This window comes from Streptomyces thermospinosisporus, assembly GCF_039526425.1.
Lineage (GTDB): Bacteria > Actinomycetota > Actinomycetes > Streptomycetales > Streptomycetaceae > Streptomyces > Streptomyces thermocarboxydovorans.
In genome coordinates, this window is record NZ_BAAAIZ010000002.1 from 78,038 (window position 1) to 96,974 (window position 18,937).

At 70.5% G+C, this 18,937-nt stretch carries 22 protein-coding genes and 3 tRNA genes; 10 read left to right on the forward strand and 15 right to left on the reverse strand.

The window, feature by feature from the left end:
• Together ABD207_RS00875 and ABD207_RS00880 are read right to left on the reverse strand one after the other, a co-directional pair.
• Window positions 1-1,463: glycosyltransferase family 2 protein (locus tag ABD207_RS00875; protein ID WP_344009222.1), on the reverse strand; the 1,463-nt coding region annotated here is incomplete at its 3' end.
• A gap of 467 nt (window positions 1,464-1,930) precedes the next feature.
• Window positions 1,931-2,004, reverse strand: a tRNA-Lys gene (locus tag ABD207_RS00880).
• A 194-nt stretch (window positions 2,005-2,198) separates the two neighbouring features.
• On the opposite strand from ABD207_RS00880, the gene ABD207_RS00885 reads away from it, so the two are divergent.
• The 4 genes from ABD207_RS00885 (at window position 2,199) to ABD207_RS00900 (ending at window position 6,146) form a co-directional block, all read left to right on the forward strand.
• The gene (locus ABD207_RS00885) at window positions 2,199-3,569 is read left to right on the forward strand and encodes a peptidoglycan-binding protein (protein ID WP_344009124.1); all 1,371 of its coding nucleotides are present in this window, start codon (window positions 2,199-2,201) and stop codon (window positions 3,567-3,569) included.
• 83 nt (window positions 3,570-3,652) lie between these two features.
• The gene (locus ABD207_RS00890) at window positions 3,653-4,843 is read left to right on the forward strand and encodes an SPFH domain-containing protein (RefSeq protein ID WP_344009126.1); all 1,191 of its coding nucleotides are present in this window, start codon (window positions 3,653-3,655) and stop codon (window positions 4,841-4,843) included.
• 123 nt (window positions 4,844-4,966) lie between these two features.
• Window positions 4,967-5,572: a lytic polysaccharide monooxygenase auxiliary activity family 9 protein gene (locus ABD207_RS00895; RefSeq protein ID WP_344009128.1), complete on the forward strand. Its 606-nt coding sequence runs from the start codon at window positions 4,967-4,969 to the stop codon at window positions 5,570-5,572.
• Window positions 5,573-5,690: 118 nt separating this feature from the next.
• Entirely contained in the window at window positions 5,691-6,146 is a 456-nt protein-coding gene (locus tag ABD207_RS00900) for a DUF3592 domain-containing protein (RefSeq protein WP_344009130.1), read from the forward strand.
• Window positions 6,147-6,208: 62 nt separating this feature from the next.
• On the opposite strand, the gene ABD207_RS00905 is transcribed toward ABD207_RS00900, so the two are convergent.
• From ABD207_RS00905 to ABD207_RS00945, 9 genes are all read right to left on the reverse strand, one after another.
• Window positions 6,209-6,282: transfer RNA gene (locus tag ABD207_RS00905), tRNA-Lys, on the reverse strand.
• Window positions 6,283-6,386: 104 nt separating this feature from the next.
• Complete coding sequence (locus ABD207_RS00910) at window positions 6,387-7,139, reverse strand: IclR family transcriptional regulator (protein ID WP_344009132.1); 753 nt, start codon at window positions 7,137-7,139, stop codon at window positions 6,387-6,389.
• Window positions 7,140-7,167: 28 nt separating this feature from the next.
• Window positions 7,168-7,722, reverse strand: coding sequence for a helix-turn-helix domain-containing protein (locus ABD207_RS00915; protein WP_344009134.1), 555 nt, complete (start codon window positions 7,720-7,722; stop codon window positions 7,168-7,170).
• Window positions 7,723-7,854: 132 nt separating this feature from the next.
• Complete coding sequence (gene ehuA / locus ABD207_RS00920) at window positions 7,855-8,643, reverse strand: ectoine/hydroxyectoine ABC transporter ATP-binding protein EhuA (protein WP_344009136.1); 789 nt, start codon at window positions 8,641-8,643, stop codon at window positions 7,855-7,857.
• Entirely contained in the window at window positions 8,633-9,283 is a 651-nt protein-coding gene (ehuD, locus tag ABD207_RS00925; protein ID WP_344009138.1) for an ectoine/hydroxyectoine ABC transporter permease subunit EhuD, read from the reverse strand. The genes ehuA and ehuD overlap by 11 nt, the downstream gene beginning before the upstream one ends.
• Window positions 9,280-10,029, reverse strand: coding sequence for an ectoine/hydroxyectoine ABC transporter permease subunit EhuC (gene ehuC / locus ABD207_RS00930; protein WP_344009140.1), 750 nt, complete (start codon window positions 10,027-10,029; stop codon window positions 9,280-9,282). The genes ehuD and ehuC overlap by 4 nt, the downstream gene beginning before the upstream one ends.
• A complete protein-coding gene (gene ehuB, locus ABD207_RS00935) occupies window positions 10,026-10,958 on the reverse strand; it encodes an ectoine/hydroxyectoine ABC transporter substrate-binding protein EhuB (protein ID WP_344009142.1) in 933 nt (310 codons plus the stop codon). Before ehuB ends, ehuC begins: the two co-directional genes overlap by 4 nt.
• A gap of 123 nt (window positions 10,959-11,081) precedes the next feature.
• Window positions 11,082-11,570, reverse strand: coding sequence for a hypothetical protein (locus tag ABD207_RS00940; protein ID WP_344009144.1), 489 nt, complete (start codon window positions 11,568-11,570; stop codon window positions 11,082-11,084).
• A 73-nt stretch (window positions 11,571-11,643) separates the two neighbouring features.
• Window positions 11,644-12,030 (reverse strand): hypothetical protein, encoded by a 387-nt coding sequence (locus ABD207_RS00945; protein WP_344009146.1) that lies wholly within the window; start codon window positions 12,028-12,030, stop codon window positions 11,644-11,646.
• A gap of 167 nt (window positions 12,031-12,197) precedes the next feature.
• Here ABD207_RS00945 and ABD207_RS00950 point away from each other — a divergent pair, with 167 nt between their 5' ends.
• Window positions 12,198-12,692, forward strand: a complete 495-nt coding sequence (locus tag ABD207_RS00950; protein ID WP_344009148.1) for a DUF3830 family protein — start codon at window positions 12,198-12,200, stop codon at window positions 12,690-12,692.
• Here the strand turns inward: ABD207_RS00950 and ABD207_RS00955 are convergent.
• Together ABD207_RS00955 and ABD207_RS00960 are read right to left on the reverse strand one after the other, a co-directional pair.
• Entirely contained in the window at window positions 12,673-14,076 is a 1,404-nt protein-coding gene (locus ABD207_RS00955) for an amidase (protein ID WP_344009150.1), read from the reverse strand. The genes ABD207_RS00950 and ABD207_RS00955 overlap by 20 nt on opposite strands.
• Before the next feature lie 17 nt (window positions 14,077-14,093).
• Entirely contained in the window at window positions 14,094-15,041 is a 948-nt protein-coding gene (locus tag ABD207_RS00960; protein ID WP_344009152.1) for a D-2-hydroxyacid dehydrogenase, read from the reverse strand.
• A 172-nt stretch (window positions 15,042-15,213) separates the two neighbouring features.
• Here ABD207_RS00960 and ABD207_RS00965 point away from each other — a divergent pair, with 172 nt between their 5' ends.
• Window positions 15,214-16,092 (forward strand): maleate cis-trans isomerase family protein, encoded by an 879-nt coding sequence (locus tag ABD207_RS00965; protein WP_344009154.1) that lies wholly within the window; start codon window positions 15,214-15,216, stop codon window positions 16,090-16,092.
• Window positions 16,089-16,820, forward strand: a complete 732-nt coding sequence (locus ABD207_RS00970) for a maleate cis-trans isomerase family protein (protein ID WP_344009156.1) — start codon at window positions 16,089-16,091, stop codon at window positions 16,818-16,820. Before ABD207_RS00965 ends, ABD207_RS00970 begins: the two co-directional genes overlap by 4 nt.
• A gap of 108 nt (window positions 16,821-16,928) precedes the next feature.
• Here the strand turns inward: ABD207_RS00970 and ABD207_RS00975 are convergent, their stop codons facing one another.
• Window positions 16,929-17,315, reverse strand: coding sequence for a VOC family protein (locus ABD207_RS00975; RefSeq protein ID WP_344009158.1), 387 nt, complete (start codon window positions 17,313-17,315; stop codon window positions 16,929-16,931).
• Complete coding sequence (locus ABD207_RS00980) at window positions 17,312-17,605, reverse strand: ArsR/SmtB family transcription factor (RefSeq protein WP_344000508.1); 294 nt, start codon at window positions 17,603-17,605, stop codon at window positions 17,312-17,314. Before ABD207_RS00980 ends, ABD207_RS00975 begins: the two co-directional genes overlap by 4 nt.
• A gap of 157 nt (window positions 17,606-17,762) precedes the next feature.
• Here ABD207_RS00980 and ABD207_RS00985 point away from each other — a divergent pair, with 157 nt between their 5' ends.
• The 3 genes from ABD207_RS00985 (at window position 17,763) to ABD207_RS00995 (ending at window position 18,936) form a co-directional block, all read left to right on the forward strand.
• Complete coding sequence (locus ABD207_RS00985; RefSeq protein WP_344000510.1) at window positions 17,763-18,128, forward strand: hypothetical protein; 366 nt, start codon at window positions 17,763-17,765, stop codon at window positions 18,126-18,128.
• A gap of 144 nt (window positions 18,129-18,272) precedes the next feature.
• A complete protein-coding gene (locus tag ABD207_RS00990) occupies window positions 18,273-18,872 on the forward strand; it encodes a hypothetical protein (protein ID WP_344009160.1) in 600 nt (199 codons plus the stop codon).
• Window positions 18,863-18,936, forward strand: a tRNA-Lys gene (locus ABD207_RS00995). Before ABD207_RS00990 ends, ABD207_RS00995 begins: the two co-directional genes overlap by 10 nt.
• Window position 18,937: the final 1 nt, after the last annotated feature.

The following is an 18,937-nucleotide window of genomic DNA, read 5'->3' on the forward strand; positions in this document are numbered from 1 at the left end:
GGCGAGACGTTGTGGCGGCGGTTCCAGACGTACAGGCCGATCTGCAGCGCCGAGGCGTTGCCGTAGAGCATCAGCCAGACAGCCGGGTCGATGTTCACACCCGAGGCGCCCAGACCCAGGAACAGCGCGCAGCTGATGGCCGCGAGGATCCAGTTCAGGGCGGACATCGGGTAGAAGATGATCATCATCGTGTAGTTGAAGAGCTTGCCCGGCGGGAGCGAGAAGAAGCCCTTCCAGTACTGCTTGAGGATCGTCTCGTACGTACCGCGGGACCAGCGCATCTGCTGAGTGAAGAAGTCGGTCCAGGCGTTGGGGCCCTCACCGACCGCCAGCACGTCCGGCGTGTAGACCGAGCGCCACTTGTTGCCCGTCTCCGGGTTGCGGGCGCGGTGCATCTCGAAGCCGGTCGCCATGTCCTCGGTGATCGAGTCGTACAGGCCGCCGATCTGCTTGATGGCCTTGATGCGCACCGCGTTGGAGGTGCCCACGAACATCGGGGCGCCGTAGGCGTTGCCCGCGCGCTGGATCAGCGCGTGGAAGAGGAACTGCTGGGACTCGGCGGCCTTGGTGACAAAGTTGTCGTAGTTGCCGTAGACCTGCGGGCCGATGACGAAGCCGACGTCCGGGTCGCGGAAGAAGCCGAGCATCCGCTCCAGGTAGTTGGGCAGCGGCACGTGGTCGGTGTCGACCGAGGCGAAGAAGTCGTAGTCGTCACCGTGCGCCTCGAGCCAGGCGTTGTAGTTGCCGTGCTTGGTCTTGGCGCGGTGCGGGCCCTTCTTCTGGTTCCACTTGGCGACGCCCTTGCGGGAGAAGTGGTGCACGCCCAGGCGCGCGCAGACTTCCTTCACCTCGGGGTCGTCGCCCTCGTCCAGCAGCCAGACGTGCATGGTGCCCCGGTGGCGGATCTTGACGGCCGCCTCCAGGGTCTTGGTCACCATCTCCAGCGGCTCCTTGCCGGGCACGAAGGAGGTGAGGAACGCCACACGCGTGCCGGTCTCGGGTACCACCGGGATGGGGTCGCGGGCGACCAGCGTGGCGTGCGCGTTGGACAGCACGTTCATGCAGCGGAAGAACTCGATCAGACCGATCGAGACCAGCATCACGACGTCGAGGGCGGGCAGCCACTCGAACGCCGGGTAGTCGCGCTCGGTCCAGTGCGAGGGCTGCAGCAGCCACACCAGCAGCACCAGCGACAGCACCGGGGCCGCGGCCAGCATCAGCCCGATGCGGATGCGGTGCGGCTCCTGGCCGATCAGCGAGCGGTACTGGACGCGGTAGGGCTTGTTCGGGTCGGGCTGGGTGAGGGGACCCGCGAGCCGGCTGTAGTGCTCGTAGTCGTAGCGCGGCAGCGTCTTCTTGATCCGCCGGAACGTGCCCGTGTTCCACCCCCTCTGCGGCACCCTCAGCTGGGTGGTCCGGGACGGGTCGTGGTCCCCGCGGGCGCCCGTAGGCGTCGACGTCATGAGTCATCCCCCCACACGTGGCTCCACCACGTGTTTCGTCGCTTCCTAGCGTCCGCTCCAGTCCCCCTCGACCTTCACAGACGTATCAGTGGTAGACCGCTGTCACCACGTCATCCACAGCTTATAGACACCGTTCAGCGCTCTTCCGGTTGCATGATGCCCCCCACGGCATCGCGTCACGAACGGGACTCCTCGTCCCGCGCCGACGGCAACCGCTTTCCCGCCCCCTCCACGGCCGCGCAACCCGCGGCAGACGTGAAGAACCCAGGGTCTCCGGTGTCCATCATGATCGCAAGATGCGAAACGCGGTGTTCACCGGCCATACGTGTCCATTGTGACGGGTGTGGAGGACTGGTGGGGCCACTGATGCATACGTGTGGCAAGAGGTGCGCGCTCAACGGGGACCCGTCGGAATCAGGCCAAAAACGGACGGGCCCCTCGTGATCACGAGGAGCCCGTCCGGTCGGTGCGCCGCCAGGGACTCGAACCCCGGACCCGCTGATTAAGAGTCAGCTGCTCTAACCAACTGAGCTAGCGGCGCCGGCTGACGCGGTAACTCTACAGGACCCCGAGCGGTGCTCACGACCACCCCGTCGCGGGCGGGCGGGAGCGGCCGGCGCCGGGTACATCATTCGGACCGTCAACATGCGCCCGACGCGGACAGTTGGGAAACTGATCTCCGTGCACAGGCGCGACAGTGGTCAGGGTGGTCCCGGGAAATGTGAGGGGAATCGCATGGAGTCGCCGGTATTCGAGGAATTCGAGCCCGCGAGCGACTGCGACTGCCCCGGATGCGTGCACTGGCGACGCGTCCTTCCGTATTCCCCGGCCGGCCGTGCGGCCGGACATCCGGCGGCGCGCAGGCCGCTGGTGGTGGCCACCGCGACGGCCGCGGCGCTCCGCGGCGGCGCGATCCCGGCCGTGGCCGCCCCGTCCCCCTCGCCGGCGCCCGGCACGACCGGCCTCCCCGGCGATTCCGCAGATCAGGGGCAGGAGACGCCGCAGGGTCCGCAGGGGCCGCTGTACGGTCCCGGCGGGCAGGCGGCGCCGCTCGCGGCCCCGGCGCAGATCCGCGCGATCACCCGGGCGGAGATCATCCGCAGGGCGCGGAAATGGGTGACCGAGAAGGTGCCGTACCGCACGAACGCGTACTGGTCCGACGGTTACCGGCAGGACTGTTCGGGTTATGTCTCGATGGCCTGGAACCTGCCTCGCAATGAATGGACCGGATCGCTCGCGAGCTACGCCGAGAAAATCTCCAGAAGCGAACTCCAGCCGGGCGACATGCTGCTGTTCCACAATGCCGCCGACCCCGTCGAGGGATCCCATGTCGTCCTTTTCGGGGGCTGGTCCGACCCCGAGCGCACCTCCTACCTGGCCTGCGAGCTGGCGCCGCCGCACGCCCGCGCCAGGACGACCCCGTACGCCTACTGGACCAACTCCAGCCGCTGCGTCCCGTACCGCTACAAGGGCGTGACCGCCTCCACGGCGGGCTCCGTCCCGGCGGCCGTGCCGCGCCGGACGCCGTTCCCGGGGGCGTCGCATTTCGGCCCCGGTGCGGTCAACGCGTACGTCACGGAGCTCGGGCGCACGCTCTCCGGCCGGGGCGGGGCCCGCTTCTACGCCGTGGGGCCGGGGCCGCGGCGGACGGAGGCGGACCGCAGGGCGACCCGGGCGTTCCAGCAGGCGCAGGGCCGGCGGGGGCCCGCCGCGGACGGGCTGCCGGGGCCGGTGACCCGGGGCCTGCTGGTGACCGGCCGGGGGCAGGACATCCCGCGCCACACCAAGAGCGGAGCTTCCGCTTCCGCCGGCCCTGCGCCTTCCGCGCCGCCCCCCGGGGCCGCTCAGGCCCCCGCCTCGCACGGGGTGCCGGGCTATCCGGGGCGGGCCGCGTTCCGGCCCGGCGCCGAGAACGCGTACGTCACCCGGCTGGGGCGGCAGCTGGTGAGGAAGGGGTTCGGCCGGCACTACACCACCGGTCCGGGCCCGCGCTGGACCGAGGCGGACCGCCGCAACGTCGAGGACTTCCAGCGGGCCCAGGGCTGGCGGGGCGGTGCCGCGGACGGCCACCCGGGCCCGGAGACCTGGCGACGGCTGTTCCTGTGAGCCGGCCGCCGAGCCCGCTTCGGTGAGCCGGCCCCGAGGCACTGTCCGATGTGACGCATCTGGCGCGGAGGCTGGAGGCACGCATGACCACGACCACCGACCACACCCCGGAGTCGACCCCCGAGTCCACCCCCGGGTCCACTCTGGAATCCGTCCCGGAGCCCGGCCCGGACTCGGGGCAGCAGGCCGCGGTGACCGCCGCCGCACCGCCCCGGCCCGCCCGGCTCATCCACACCGGGTCCACCACCGAGATCCCCGTCCATCTGCTGTTCCGGGACGACCCCGACCCGGCGCCGCTGCCGCTGCGGCCCGCGGTGGTGGGCCGCCGGGAGGGCACGGGGGAGCAGCCGCGGCTGCGCCGCCCGGCCGGCGAGGGGCCGCGCCCGGAGCTGTGTGCCGACCCCGAGCTGGTGGAGCGGCCCGCCCGGGTGCTGCCGGGTGCCGCGGGCGTGGTGGCCGGGCTGTGCGGGGTGGCCGGGTGCCTGGCCACGTCCTGGTGGGCGGGGGTGCTGCCGCCGACGGTGGCCGGTGCGTCCGGCCTCGCGTCTCCGGCGGCGGGGCTCGGCCCCGCGCAGTGGGCGGCGTACACGGGCGCGGCGGCGCTCGGGCTGTTCGGCTTCGGCGGGCTGGCCCGCGGGCGGACCGGACGCGCCTGGGTGCTCGATCTGTTCGGCCGCTACCGGGGGACCGTGCGCCGCACCGGGCTGCTCTGGGTGAACCCGCTGCTGCTGCGCCGCCTGGTCGACGTACGGCTGCGGCACTGGCGCAGCGAGCCGATGCAGGCGGCCGGCCGCGGCGGGGTGGCACTGCGGGTGGTGGTGCTGGTGGTGTGGCGGGTGCGGGACACCGCGCGGGTCACGCTGGGGGTCGAGGATCACGAGACCTATCTGCGGGAGTGCGTGGAGGCGGCGCTGCTGCGGGTCCCCGTGGAGGAGCCGGGGGCGGGCAAGGGCGCGATGGAGGCGGCGCAGGAGGCGCTGACCCGGGCGGTGGCCCAGGACACGGCGCCGGTGGGGATCGAGGTGTTCGCGGTGCGGCCGGTCCGGGTGGAGTACGCCCCCGAGGTGGCCGCCGCGATGCACCGCCGCCGGATCGCCGCGCTGGACGCCCAGCACCGGGCGAGCGTGCTGAACGCGGTCGTGGACTCGGTGGAGGACACCGTGACCAGGCTGACCGTGCGGGGCCTGGTCGAGCTGGACGACTACGAACGCAAGGCGCTGGTAAGGGACTTGACGGTGGCGTTCTGCGTGGGGCGGAGCCAGACGGGTCCGTGACCGGCCGGCCGAACAGGCCGGTCGATTGGTATGGACATGTTCAACCAACGGCCATACTCTGACGCTTGGTCTAGACCTAGTGCACGGCTCACTGATCTTCCCCCACACTCCAGGAGCGGCAGCATGCGCACACGGACCAAGCTGTACGCAGCCGCGGTGGGACTGGCCACGACGGGAGCCCTCGTGCTCTCCTCCGGCGGGGCCAGCGGCCACGGCTACACCGATCTGCCGATCAGCCGGCAGAAGCTCTGCCAGAACGGCACGGTCACCAACTGCGGTGACATCCAGTGGGAGCCGCAGAGCGTCGAGGGTCCCAAGGGCTTCCCCTCAGGGGGACCGGCGGACGGCCAGATCTGCTCGGGCAACAACACCCGGTTCGGCCAGCTCGACAACCCGCGCACCCCCTCGGGCGGCGCCTGGCCCACCACCAAGGTGACCGGCGGCCAGAACTACACCTTCCGGTGGCAGTTCACCGCCATGCACGCCACCACCGACTTCAAGTACTACGTCACCAAGCCGGGCTGGAACCAGGACCACAAGCTCTCCCGGTCCGACCTCAACCTCACCCCGTTCCTGACCGTGCCCTACAACGGCCAGCGCCCGCCGCAGACGCTCTCGCACAGCGGCCGGCTCCCCACCGGGCTCAGCGGCCACCATGTGATCCTCGCGGTCTGGACGATCGCCGACACCGGCAACGCGTTCTACGCCTGCTCGGACGTCCAGTTCTGACCGCCGCACCCGGAGGAGTCACGTTCTGAGCCTTCCTTGAGCTACCGGTCCGTCCGGCGTGGGTAGGTCATCCTCGCGCCGGCCGGACCGGGCCAGGCGCACGACCTGGGGGAACGACATGGACGTGATCTTCTACGGGGCGCTCGGCCTGATAGCGGCCGGTGCGCTCGGCATGGCTTGCGCGATCCTGCGCCGGTGGCTGCGGATCCGCTCGGCCTGGAACAGCGGCCTGACGGCCGAGGGGCGCTGTCTGAGGGTGATCACCAGAACGCACGGCGGGCGCGACGGCCCGGTGCACAGCTCGCTGCAGCATGTGTACGAGTTCACCACGCACGACGGCCGGGTGATCCGCTTCGAGGAGCAGCACGGCCCGGCGACCGTCCTCGAGGGGGACCGCGTCACCGTCCACTACACCGACGGCCCGCGGGTGGTGGCCACGGCGCACGAGCCGCGGCCCTTCGCGCTCGGCGGGGGCGCCGTCATGGTGCTCGGCATCCTGGCTGCGGTCGTCCTCGGCTGTGCCGGAATCGCCCTGATGTATCACCGGATGTCGAGCAGCTTCGTCGCCTGGTGAGAGCGGGTGACAGTCGCCGGGCATGGCAAAGGGCCCCCGCTCCCACGAGGGGCCCTTCTGCGTGCGCCGCCAGGGACTCGAACCCCGGACCCGCTGATTAAGAGTCAGCTGCTCTAACCAACTGAGCTAGCGGCGCATGACTCACGCCGTCCGCGTCCCCGCGGGCGGCGTCGATGTAAATACTACCTGGTCCGAAGGGGTGCTCCTGACCACCGCCGGAGGGCCGGCCGACCCGGCGGCTCAGATCGCCAGGGACAGCAGCACGGGGGCCGCGCTGCGGTTGAGGGTCTCGGCGGCCTGGCGCAGCCGGTGCGCGTGCTCCACGGGCAGGGACAGGGCGAGGCTCCCCACCGAGGACCCCGCGGTGATCGGCACCGCGGCGCAGACCGTGCCGACCGCGTACTCCTGCAGGTCCAGCACCGGCACGGTCGGCGGCTGCGCCGCCAGCCGGGACAGCAGCACCTTGTCGCTGGTGATGGTGCGCGAGGTGAGCCGCGCCGGACGGTACCGGGCGAGATGATCGCGCCTGCCCTGGTGGTCGAGCTGGGTGAGCAGGCTCTTGCCGACCGCCGTCGCGTGTGCGGACACCCGGAAGTCGACCCACTCGTTGACCTTCGGGGTGGCCGGGCTGTCCGCGTACTGGGTGACCTTGACCTCGCCGTCGACGTACCGGCTGAGATAGACGGCGGCGCCCACGCTGTCCCGCAGCCGGTCCAGGGTGGCCTGAAGCTTGGCGCGCAGCGCCTCGTCGTGATCCCGGGCGGCGCCGAGACGGGCGAGGGCATCCCCGCTGACACAGCTGCCGTCGGCGAGCCGCTCGACGTAGGACTCGCGGACGAGCATCCGCAGCAGCGGGGCCAGCCGGTCCGGCCCCAGGCCGCTCTCCCGGGCGAGCTCCGCCTCGCCGATCCCGCCGCTGTGCCGCGCCACCGTCTCCAGCACCCGCAGGGCGCCCTGGACGGAGCGGTACGGCGTGGTCGGCTCCAGCCTCATCTGCTCACCTCGCGCTGCGCTCACTTGGTCAGGGCCGCGGTCCGGTCGGCGATTCCCGTCCACGATAGCCGTCAAGGAGCTGTTGCGGAGCGGGTGTTGACGAGATTGCCGGGACGCTCCGCGTTGCGAAAGAGGCGTCGTGAGCAGGGGGTATGCGATCGGAATATGACAACGGCCGGCGCCACTGGACCCCGGCGCCGCCCGCACCGGCCGTTCCGCGAGCGGTCTGGCCGGCGGCCGAATGCCTCTCCGGGCAGATCAGCTCATGGTGCACCGCCGCGACGACCGCCGCTTCGAGTCTGGTGCTCAGTCCTAGTTTTTCGATGATGTGTGCGACATGGGCCTTGACGGTGCGCTCCGCAATGCCCAGCCGCCGGGCCAGAGCACGGTTGGCCATGCATCCCCCGAGCAGGGCCAGTACTTCCCGTTCGCGATCGGTTAACTCCTTTATGGGTGGCGTTCCGTCGGCGGCCCGGAGAATGATCCGGCACGAGCACGTGGCGGAACATGCGGGCGGAGTGGTCGTTGCAGTGGACACGGAATTCCCCGTTTCCCCGTTGGCTGTCTCACTGTCAACGCCCACTCTAGATCACGAAGTGGACTACAGGAATCCCTTCCTGGTCATTTCCGAAATTACCCTCCATTGTATGAAGCGTACGGTGCGATCAGGGTGTGAACATTCACTTTCTTCGCGATGGTGAATGAAATCGCTTCGCTACAGGATGGTGCTCAGGAACTCGCGCGTGCGCTCGTGATCGGGGTCTCCGAACAGCTTCTCCGGCGAGCCCGATTCGATGACCCGGCCCGAGTCGAACATGAGTACCTGGTCGGAGATGTCCCGGGCGAAGCTCATCTCGTGGGTCACACAGAGCATCGTGATGTCGGTGCTGTGGGCGATGTCCCGCAGCACGTCGAGGACACCGGCGACCAGCTCCGGGTCGAGCGCCGAGGTCACCTCGTCGAGCAGCAGCACCTGCGGCCGCATCGCCAGCGCCCGGGCGATCGCGACCCGCTGCTGCTGGCCGCCGGACAGGTGCGTCGGATAGGCGTCGCACTTGTCGGCGAGACCGACCAGCTCCAGCAGTTCCCGCGCCCTGGCCTCCGCCTCGTCCTTCGACATGCCGAGGACGGTGACGGGCGCCTCGGTGACGTTCCGCAGCACCTTCATGTTGGGGAAGAGGTTGAACTGCTGGAAGACCATCCCGATCTTCTTGCGCACTTCCCGGACCTGCTTCTCGGGGGCGGGGTAAAGCTGCTCCCCGTCCACGGTGATGGTGCCCTCGTCGGGCTGCACCAGCGTCATCAGCAGCCGCAGGATGGTCGTCTTGCCGGATCCCGAGGGGCCGATCAGCGTGACGTGCTTTCCGGCGTCCACGGTGAAGTTGAGCCGATCGAGGACGGTGTTGTCACCGAAGCGCTTGGTGACCTGGTCGAGACGGATCACTTCGCGGGTCGTCCCGGTGTCACGAGGGATCTGGGGTGTGGGTTCGGTTTCAGCGGACAAGACGGCGCTCCAGGGCTCGGAGAAGGAGAGAGGCGGGGTAGGCGATGAGGATGAAGGCGATGCCCACGAGCACGATCGGCTCGTTCATGTGGAAGGTCTGCGACCCGAACTGGCGGGCCTCGCCCAGCATCTCCAGGACGCCGATGGTCATCAGCATCGGCGAGTCCTTCAGCATCGCGATGACGTAGTTGCCGAGGGCGGGCACGACACGCCGCAGGGCCTGGGGCAGGATCACCGCGGTCCAGGTGCGTGAACGGGGAAGGCTGAGGGCCGTGGCGGCTTCCCACTGCCCCGCGGGCACACCGTCGATGCCGGCGCGGTACACCTCCGCCGTGTACGTCGAGTAGTGCAGACCCAGGCCGACGACACCGGTGGTCAGCGCGGAGAGGGTCAGCCCCCACTCGGGCAGCACGTAGAAGATGAAGAAGAGCTGCACGAGCAGCGGGGTGTTGCGTATGAACTCCGTGAACGCGGTGACCGGCCAGCTCACCACCTTCAGACGGGAACGCTGGGCGAGAGCCCAGAAGAGTCCGAGAGTGAAGGCGATCAACGAGCCCAGCATCAGGGCCTGCAGGGTGACCAGCAGACCGTCCCAGAAGGACGGCAGGAAGTCCTTCAGCGTGGTCCAGTTCCAGTTCATGCGGCACCTCCGGTGGCCGACGAGTCGGCGACGAGGTCCTTCCGCGGACCAGGACCGGCCTTGCGGATGACGGTACGACCGGGGGGCGCGGACCGTCCGACTCCCGCCTTCGCCCTGCGCTCGACCAGGCGCATGACACGGGTGAGCAGGAAGGCGAGCACGAAGTACATGACGAGGATGACGGTGTACACCGGGGCGCTGTCACCGGTGGCGTTGCGTACCAGCTGGGCCGCGAAGGTGATGTCGCCGACGCCCAGCACCGAAACCAGGGCGGTGCCCTTCAGCAGCTCGATGAGCAGGTTGTTGAAGGGCGGCACCATCTCGGGCCAGGCCTGGGGCAGGACGATCTTCCTCAGCCGCTGAGCGGGGGTGAAGCCCATTGCGACACCTGCCTCCGTCTGGGCCGGCGGCACCGCTGCCACCGCTCCGCGGACGATCTCGGAGCCGTAGGCGCCGTAGGTGCACCCCAGGGTGAGGACGGCTGCCCACATCGGTACGAGTTGCCAGCCCAGGGTCAGCGGCACCACGAAGAAGACCCAGATCATCAGCACCAGGGCCGAGGTGCCCCGGAAGATCTCGAAGTAGGCCCCGGAGACGAAGCGGACGATCCACAGGCGGTGGGTCCTGGCCAGACCCACGACGAAAGCGACGGCCGCGCCGAGAGCGGCGCTGTACACGGTGAGCTGGACCGTGATCCATACGCCCCTGAGCAGAAGTTCCCAGAGGCCTGCGCTGAAGTCTGTCATGGACGGCACTTCTCCTCGGCCGTGAGGGACGTCATCTGGTCCTCGGTGAAGCCGAAGGGGCGCATGACTTCGAGCAGTTCGCCGCTGCGCTTCATCTTGTGCAGCTCCCGGTTGAACGCGTCACGCAGATTGCGCTCCGTCGAGCGGAACGCGAACCCGCCGACGTCGACGACCGGTTTGCCGTCCACGATGGGCGTGACCTCGTCCGTGGCCTCCACCTTGTTGCTGCCGGACTGCTCGACCACATTGCGCACGGTGACCGCGGTTCCCGCGAAGACGTCTACGCGGCCCTGTTCGACGGCGAGGAGACCGGCCAACTGATCGGGAAGGGTGTCGATCTTCTTGACACCAGCCTCCTTGGCGTAGTCGATCTCCGCGTAGCCGATGCCGGTGGCCATGCGAGCGCCGGTGCGGGCGATGTCCTCGTAGGTCCGCAGGTTCATCGGATTGCCCTTGCGCACGATGAAGGCATCCTTCATCTGGTACTCGGGATCGGCGAAGAGGACCTGCTCGCAGCGTTCGGGGTTGATGTACATGCCGGCCGCGACCACGTCGAACTGCAGGGAGTTGAGCCCGAAGATCAGCGAGCCGAACTCTGTGGGGAACGGCTCCACCCGCTCGACGCCCAGCCGCTGGAAAATGCGGGTGGCGATGGCCGGAGCGGAACCGGTGATCTCTCCGTCCTTGCCTATGTATCCGTAGGGCTGCTCGCCGGCGATGCCCAGGCGCACGGTGCCCCTCGCGCGTAGTTGCTGCAGCAGATGCCCGCCGTCTCCGGTGTCCGCGGTGGCCACGCGGCTGCAGCCGCTCGCCGCACCGACCACGCCGGTGGTGGCCAGAGCGGCGGTGCCGGTGAGCAGCAGGCGGCGGGAGATGGCGGGGCGGCCTCTGGGCCGTGAGCCGTTGTCGACTGCCTGTTCTGGAACCATGGGCGCGCCGCTACCCAGGTTGCCGCTGAGTATTCCCTCTCGTTCGTGGAGAGGTCGTGCCTGTGCCCGGCGCCGTGGTCGCGCGCCGGGCACAGGGGGGTGCGGTACCTCAGGCACAGAGGTTCAGTACTTGACGCAGGCGCGGGCCTCGCTGCGCTGCTCCGGCGCCGGGCCGAGCGGGTGGTTCCAGCTGCCCACCATGCAGATCTTCTGGGTGCCCTTCGGATTGGACAGCTTGACCGTCTTCGTCTCGGCCATCTTTCCGGTCCGCTGCCGCTTCGTGACGGTCTTCGTCTTCTGATTGTCGATGGTGAGCATGCCGGCCAGGACGTGTGCGGACCCGTACTTGCACGAGCTCCTCAAGTACCCGGACGCGGTCTTCCTGCTGGCGCTGACGACGGCGTGGACCCGGCAGCCGGGCATCTTGCCACTGATGTTGATGACCTTGCCCTTGGCGGCGGCGACCTTGGACGCCTGCGCGGATGCTCCGGCCGTCTCGACGGCGTGCACGGGGGTCATGGTGAGGGCGCCCAGGGTGAGGCCGGCGGCGGTCAGCGCCCCCGTGATTCCCAGCCCACGACGCTTCGAGACGGATGCGGTACCGAGTGACATGTGTCCCTTTCAAGAATCGGAATGCGTGACATGGCGGGTCGGTCTCTGAACTCGCTCCCGGTGCGGCGGACGGTCACCACTTCAGGCTGATGCTGGTGCTCTTCCGGTAGGGCATGGTGAGCGTCAGCAGACCCTTGGGCATGTTCTTGCAGGTGAACGTCTTGGGCTTCTTCCAGTTCTCACGGATTTCGCCCCAGCACACGATCTTTCCCTTGTGCCGGATGTCCCAGCCGTAACGCATCGGGCTGTTCCCGCTGTTGTCGACCGTGACCTTGACCGTGCCCTTCTGCGGGTGACGCTTCGTGAGCTTGCAGTTTCCCGGGCCCCCGCCGCACTTCTTGCTGTACTTCACGGCCTTCGCGTCGTGCGCTGCCGCCTGCGCGGAGGAAACGGTGCCGAGTGTCACGCCCGCACTCAGGGCCACGGCAAGAAATCCGAGCGCAGTGCGCTTCTTCGTCATTTCAGAATTCCTCTCGGCTGTGCAATTCGCTGCAATCGGAATTCTGCCGACGCTGTGGGGGCGGCAACAATTGTCCTTTGGTGAGGTGACCCGAAGGGCAATGTCGCGGCCGGGCATGGGTGGCGGGCCTGCCGGGTAACCCTCCCGAAAGCATCCGAGGAGGCGGAATGACGGAACGCTGGGTCGAAGTCGCCCTCACTCGGCGTGGTGTGCGCGGCATGGCGCGGTTGCTCGACGACAGGGCGCCGCTGACCTGCGCCGCGGTCTGGGACGCGCTCCCGCTCAGCGGCGACGTCTACCACGCCAAGTACGCACGCAACGAGATCTACGCCCTTTTCCCGCCGTTCGCGGAATCGGAGCCACCCCTGGAAAACCCGACAGTCACCCCTATCCCGGGAGATCTCTGCTATTTCTCCTTCGCGGGCGCGGAACTGGGCACCAAGGCCTACGGCTACGACCGGGAGGTCCGGCCGGGGACGACGCTGGTGGACCTCGCCCTGTTCTACGAGCGGAACAACCTGCTGCTCAACGGCGACGTCGGCTGGGTGCCCGGCATCGTCTGGGGGCAGGTGACGGAGGGGCTGGCGGAGCTGGCCGAGGCCTGCAACGACCTGTGGCGCACCGGCGCGGCGGGGGAGACGCTCAGCTTCCGCCGGGCCTGACCGGGGCGGCCACCCCCGCCTCGTACAGCGTGTGGGCGGCCCGCAGCACCAGCGCGTCCTGGTGGCGGGCGGCCACCAGCTGAAGCCCGATGGGCAGGCCGTCGGCATCCGTGCCGACCGGCACGGTCGCCGCGGGCTGCTGCGTCATGTTGAACGGGTAGGTGAACGGGGTCCAGCCGGTCCAGCGCCGGTGCCCGGAGCCCTTGGGCGCCTCCACGCCCGCCTCGAACGCCGTGATGGGCAGGGTCGGCGTGACCAGCAGGTCGTAGGTGTCGTGGAAGCGGCCCATCCGCCTGCCCAGGTCCATCCGGACGTCCACCGCGGCGAGGTAGTCCAGCGCCGAGTACCGTGCGCCCTCCGCGCAGATCTCGCGCAGCCCGGGGTCGAGCAGCTCCCGCTGGTAGCGGGTGAGGTGCTGCACCACCCGGGCGGCCCCCGCGAACCACAGGGTGTGGAAGGCCTTCACCGGCTCGGTGAGGTCCGGGTCGGTCTCCTCCACGTACGCGCCGAGCTGCGCCAGCCGCTCCACCGCCCGCCGCACCGCCGTCGCCACGGCCGGCTGCACCGCCACCTGGCCGCCCAGCGACGGCGAGTACGCCACCCGCAGCCCGCGCACCCCGCCGGCCAGCTGCTCGGCGAACGAGCCCGGCGCGGGGCCCAGCGCCGACCAGTCCCGCGAGTCCGGGCGGGCGATCACGTCCATCAGCAGCGCCGCGTCCGCCGCGTCCCGGGTCATCGGCCCGACATGGGCGAGCGTGCCGAAGGCGCTCGCCGGATACAGCGGCACCCTGCCGTACGTCGGCTTCAGCGCGAAGATCCCGCAGAAGGCGGCCGGGATGCGGACGCTGCCGCCGCCGTCGGTGCCGAGCGCCAGCGGCCCCGCACCCCGGACCACGGCCGCCGCGGCGCCGCCGCTGGAGCCGCCCGGGGTGCGCGCCGGATCGTGCGGGTTGCGGGTGATCCCGCTGAGCGGGGAGTCGGTGACGCCCTTCCAGCCGAACTCCGGGGTCGTGGTCTTGCCGAGGAACACCGCGCCGTGCTCCCGCAGCCGGGCCACCGACGGGGCGTCCTCGTCCCAGCGGCCGTCCGGGGCGACGGTCAGCGAGCCCTTCAGGGTGGGATGGCCGGCCAGCAGCAGGATGTCCTTCACCGTCACCGGCACCCCGTCGAGCAGGCCGCCCGGCTCGCCGCGCCGCCACCGCTCCTCGGCGGCCCGGGCCTGCTCAAGGGCCTCCTCGGCGGTGATGCGCACGAACGCGTTCAGCTCCGGCTGGATCTCCTCGGCCCGGCGCAGCGCGGCCCGGGTGGCCTCCACGGGGCCGAACTCGCCCCGTCGGTAGCCGTCCAGCAGTTGCACGGCGGTCAGCTCGGTGAGCTCGGTCATCCACCCTCCAGGGAACGTCAGTGTCCGGGTACATACCCACGCTGCTTGTCGACCACGTTCACCAGGGGCTGTCCGGCCTCCCAGCGTTCGTACAACTGGATGAACTGCTGTGCGAGTTCGTCGCGCCAGCCGACCGTGTCCCCGCTCATGTGCGGCGAGACGATCAGGCCGGGCACCTCCCACAGCGGGCTCGCCGGGTCCAGGGGCTCGGAGGTGAAGACGTCGAGGGCGGCGGCCGTGATCCAGCGCCGGCGCAGCGCCTCGGCGAGTGCCTCCTCGACCACCAGGGGGCCGCGGCCGACGTTGATGAAGCAGGCGGAGGGCTGCATCACGCCGAAGCGGTGGGCGTCGAACATGCCGCGGGTCTGCTCGGTCAGCGGAGCGGCGGCGATCACCCAGTCCGCGCGGGCGATCAGCCGGTCCAGGTCCTCCGGGCCGTGCACCCCGGCCCGCCGGGTGCGGCCGACCAGCGCGGTGGTGACGTCCAGCGCCTTCAGCGTCCGGTCGATCGCCCGCCCGATCGGCCCCGAACCGACCACCACCGCCCGGGTCCCGGCGACCTTGCGCGACTCCCGGTGCCGCCAGGTCCGCTCCCGCTGGAACTCCAGCGTGCGCGGCAGGTCCTTGGCCAGCGCGAGCACCAGGGCGGCGACGTACTCGGCGATCGGCTGGTCGAAGACCCCGCGCGCATTGGTCACCACCGTGCCGGAGGCGGCCAGCTCCGGGCACATCAGATGGTCCACGCCGGCGCTGGCGGTGTGCACCCAGCGGGGGCGGGGCCCGTCGCCGGGCCAGGCCTTGCGCACGGCGTGCGAGGTGAAGTCCCACACCAGCAGCACATCGGCGTGCGGCAGCCGCTCGGCGAGCGTGGACTCGTCGGCGTGCTCGATCCGCACCCGGCCGGTGAGCCGGCCGAGCCGGGGCGGCGGCTCGGCGTCCAGGACGAGCAGTACGGGGGTGGTCATGGGCCGCCGTTTCTCCGCGTGGACCGGTTGCCTTCCCGGGTTGTTCCGGGCGTCTGAGATGCGCGGATTGACCACGCTCGCACCCGAACCTACCGTCGTCAACACGGGCGTTTCGGCGAACCGTTGTATGGCTCTTCGCGTGCTCTCCTTCCAGCGTGAGGCCGGTGCTGTCTTGGACGTCTCCTTTCTCGGTGGACCGGGCCCGCAGCGCGGGGTCGGGGTGGTCGCCCCCTTCGACTTCGCGCTGGACCGCGAGCTGTGGCGCTGGGTGCCCGACGAGGTGTCCCTGCATCTGACCCGCACCCCCTACGTGCCGGTCGAGGTGAGCCTGGACCTGGCGCGGATGATCAGCGAGCACGAGACCCTCGGCGACGCGGTGCGCACCCTCACCGCGGTGGCGCCCGAGGTCGTCGCCTACGCCTGCACCTCCGGCAGCTTCGTCGGCGGCGTGGCGGGCGAGCGGGCCATGTGCGAGGCGATGAGCAGGGCCGGATCGGTCCCGGCGATCACCACCTCGGGCGCGCTGCTTGAGGCGCTGGTGGAGCTGGACGTGCGCCGGGTGGCGCTGGTGACGCCGTACACCGTGTCGGTGACCAGGGCGCTGGAGAGCTATGTCGCGCAGGCGGGCGTCACGGTCACGGGCTGCGCCTACATGAGCCTGACCCGCCACATCTGGAAGGTCACCTATCGCGAGGTGGTCGACATGGCCCGGCGGGCGGCGGTGCGCGGCCGGCTCGGCTCGGCCGACGCGCTCTTCCTGTCCTGCACCAACCTGCCGACCTACGACGTGATCCCGCAGCTCGAGGCGGAACTACGCATACCGGTCATCTCGGCCAACCAGGTGACCATGTGGGCGGCGCTGCGCCGGCTGGGTACCCGCGCGGTGGGACCGTATCAGGCGCTGATCGACGAGTCGGCGCGCTCCAAACCCGCACTGCCGGATCCGCGGCCGGGTTCCGTGGTGCAGAACGCACAGAACGTGCAGGACGCGCGACCCGCGCAGGGCCTCACCGACAGGTCGGACGAGAAGCAGCAGGAAGGCTGGACATGACCGCACTGGGCATCCTCTACCCGGGCCACTCCGCCGAGGACGACTATCCGCGCATCGAGCAGCTGCTGGGCAGCGACGTACGGGTGGACGTCGTGCACACCGACATCGGCGAGGACGCGCACCGGGTGGACGCGCTGCGGGAGATGGGCTCGGCCGAGCGGCTGGCGGCAGGGGTCGGGGAACTGCGGCTCGCGGGCGCCGACGCGGTGGTGTGGGCCTGCACCTCCGGCAGCTTCGTGCTCGGCTGGCAGGGGGCGCACGAGCAGGTCCGCTCGCTGGCCCTGGCGGCGGGGATGCCGGCCTCCTCCACGTCCTTCGCCTTCGTCAACGCGGCCCGGGAGATCGAGGTGCGCCGGGTCGCCGTCGGCGCCACCTATCCCGACGACGTGGCCGATCTGTTCGCCGACTTCCTGCGGGCCGGCGGCCTGGAGGTGACCGGCGTGCGCAGCTCCGGGATCATCACGGCCGCCGAGGTCGGCACCTGGGGCGAGGAGGAGGTGTTCGCGCTGGCCCGCGCCGCCGACCGGCCCGACGCCGAGGCCCTGCTGCTGCCGGACACCGCGCTGCACACCGCCGCCCACATCCCGGCCCTGGAGAAGGACCTCGGCAAGCCGGTGCTCACCGCCAACCAGGTCACCGTCTGGGAGGGCCTGCGCCTGGCCGACCGCCGGGTCAACGCGCCGTCGCTGGGCTCGCTGTTCACCAGGGAGCCGATCGTCCAGGTGTGAGGCGTCCGCGGTCCGCGGGTGAGAGGCCCGCGCGGCTCACTTCGCGTGGACGCGTACGGCAGACTTCGCGTGGACGCGTACGGCTCACTGCATGTGGACGCGTACGGCTCACTTGGCGTGGATGATCTGGATCAGGTTGCCGCAGGTGTCGTCCAGGACGGCGGTGGTGATCTGGCCCATCTCCAGGGGCTCCTGGGTGAAGGCCACCCCGAGGGAGCGCAGCCGCTCGTACTCGGCCCGGACGTCGTCCACGGCGAAGGAGGCGGCCGGGATGCCGTCCTGGACCAGGGCCGTCTTGTACGGCGCCACCGCCGGGTGGGCGGACGGCTCGAGCAGCAGCTCGGTGCCGTCCGGCTCCTCGGGGGAGACCACGGTCAGCCAGCGGTGGTCGCCCATCGGCACGTCGTGCTTCTTCACGAAGCCCAGCACATCGGTGTAGAAGCGCAGCGCCTTCTCCTGGTCGTCGACGAAGACGCTGGTCAGGTGGATCCTCATGGTCTGCCCTCATCGGGGTCGGGCCGGAGCCATCGGGTGACGATGTGCTCCAGGGGTGCAGTGTTCAGATCGTGGAACTTGTAGCGGCCCTGGCGGCGGGTGCGGACGAGATCCGCGGCCTCCAGGACGGCCAGGTGCTGGCTGATCGCCTGGCGGGACAGCCCCAGCCCGTGCTTGGTCACCAGCCGCGTGCAGATCTCGAACAGCGTCTGGCCGTCACGCTCCACCAGTTCGTCGAGAATGCGCCGGCGGGTGGGATCGGCCAGCGCCTTGAACACATCCTCCGCCATGCCGGCCAGCATATGCAAGTATCGACTTGCCTGTCACGGGGGAGAGTCCGGGAGGGAGGCTCCCGGGCCGGCCCGACGCCCTCTTGCGCGGGCGCGGGACAATGGACGGTGGCCCACTTGCCAGAGGGTCGATCGCGACGCACGAGAAGGAGAAGACATGGCGGAGCACGCGCCGCGTCGGGACCAGCCGCGGCTACGCCCCGCGCCCCTGCTCTTCGAGCCCGCGGAGGCGGCCTCCGACCCGGAGCACTTCTTCGACCTGGAGTCGATCGACGATCCGCGCATACTGCTGGAGCGGGCCACGGAGCTGACGCTCGCGTTCCGGGCGGCGGCGGACCGGGCGGCGGAGTTCCAGGCGATGGCGGCCGCCCAGCTCGCCGACCCCCGCCGCTTCGACCGGCTGACGACGGCGGACATCGCCGAACGCGCCGAGTGGACCGAGGACTACGCGCGGCGGATGGTCGAGTTCGGCCGGGATCTGCTGCGCGGCGGCGAGGGGCACGGCTTCGCCGACCCCGTGTAGCGGCCCCGCACGCAGGGGCCCGGCCCAGGGTCGAACGCGCGTGGCATATGCCGGGCGGGCACGATACTCCCCGTCCGCCCCCGCTGTCCCGGTTTCCGGCAACCACCGGCGACCGTGCGCTCACCACCGGTAGATCTGGACGTCATGAGCAGCGCACGGAACGCCCCCGACGTCAGCGGTGTCACCCCGGACGGCGCCTCCTGGCTGGCCTCGGCAGGAACGTATCCCCGCAGCACGCTCTCGTACTGGCGGGAGCGGCCGGACGCTCCGGTGGTGCTGCCCTGCGGGGTCGCCTTCGACGTGGTCAGCACCCCCGCGATCTTCGGGCGCCGGATGCTGGACCGGATGTGGGAGGAGGGGCCGGGCTCCGGCCCGGTCGCGCAGTTCCGCGGCCGCATGCTGCTGTTCGCCGCGGTCGGCACCGCCCGGCGGCTCCCGGCGCTGCTGGAGTGGGAGGAGTGGGGTTCCGGCGGCAGGTCCCGGGGCCGCGCCGATGCGGTGCCCCCGCTGCTGTGCCACGGCACCGGCGACGCGGTGACCGTCCCGGCCCCCGTCGGCCCGGTGCCCGGGGAGCGCTCCGGATCGCGCTGGCTGGTGGCCCCGGACACGCGTCACCCCTGGCTGCCGGGCCCGGAGGTGCTGCTGTGGGCGGCCGTGCGGGCGGCCCGTGCGGCGGTGCGGATATCGATTTTTCCTCCCCTGGACCAGGGTGCTAATGTCTACGACGTCAGCAGGCGCCGCTAGCTCAGTTGGTTAGAGCAGCTGACTCTTAATCAGCGGGTCCGGGGTTCGAGTCCCTGGCGGCGCAC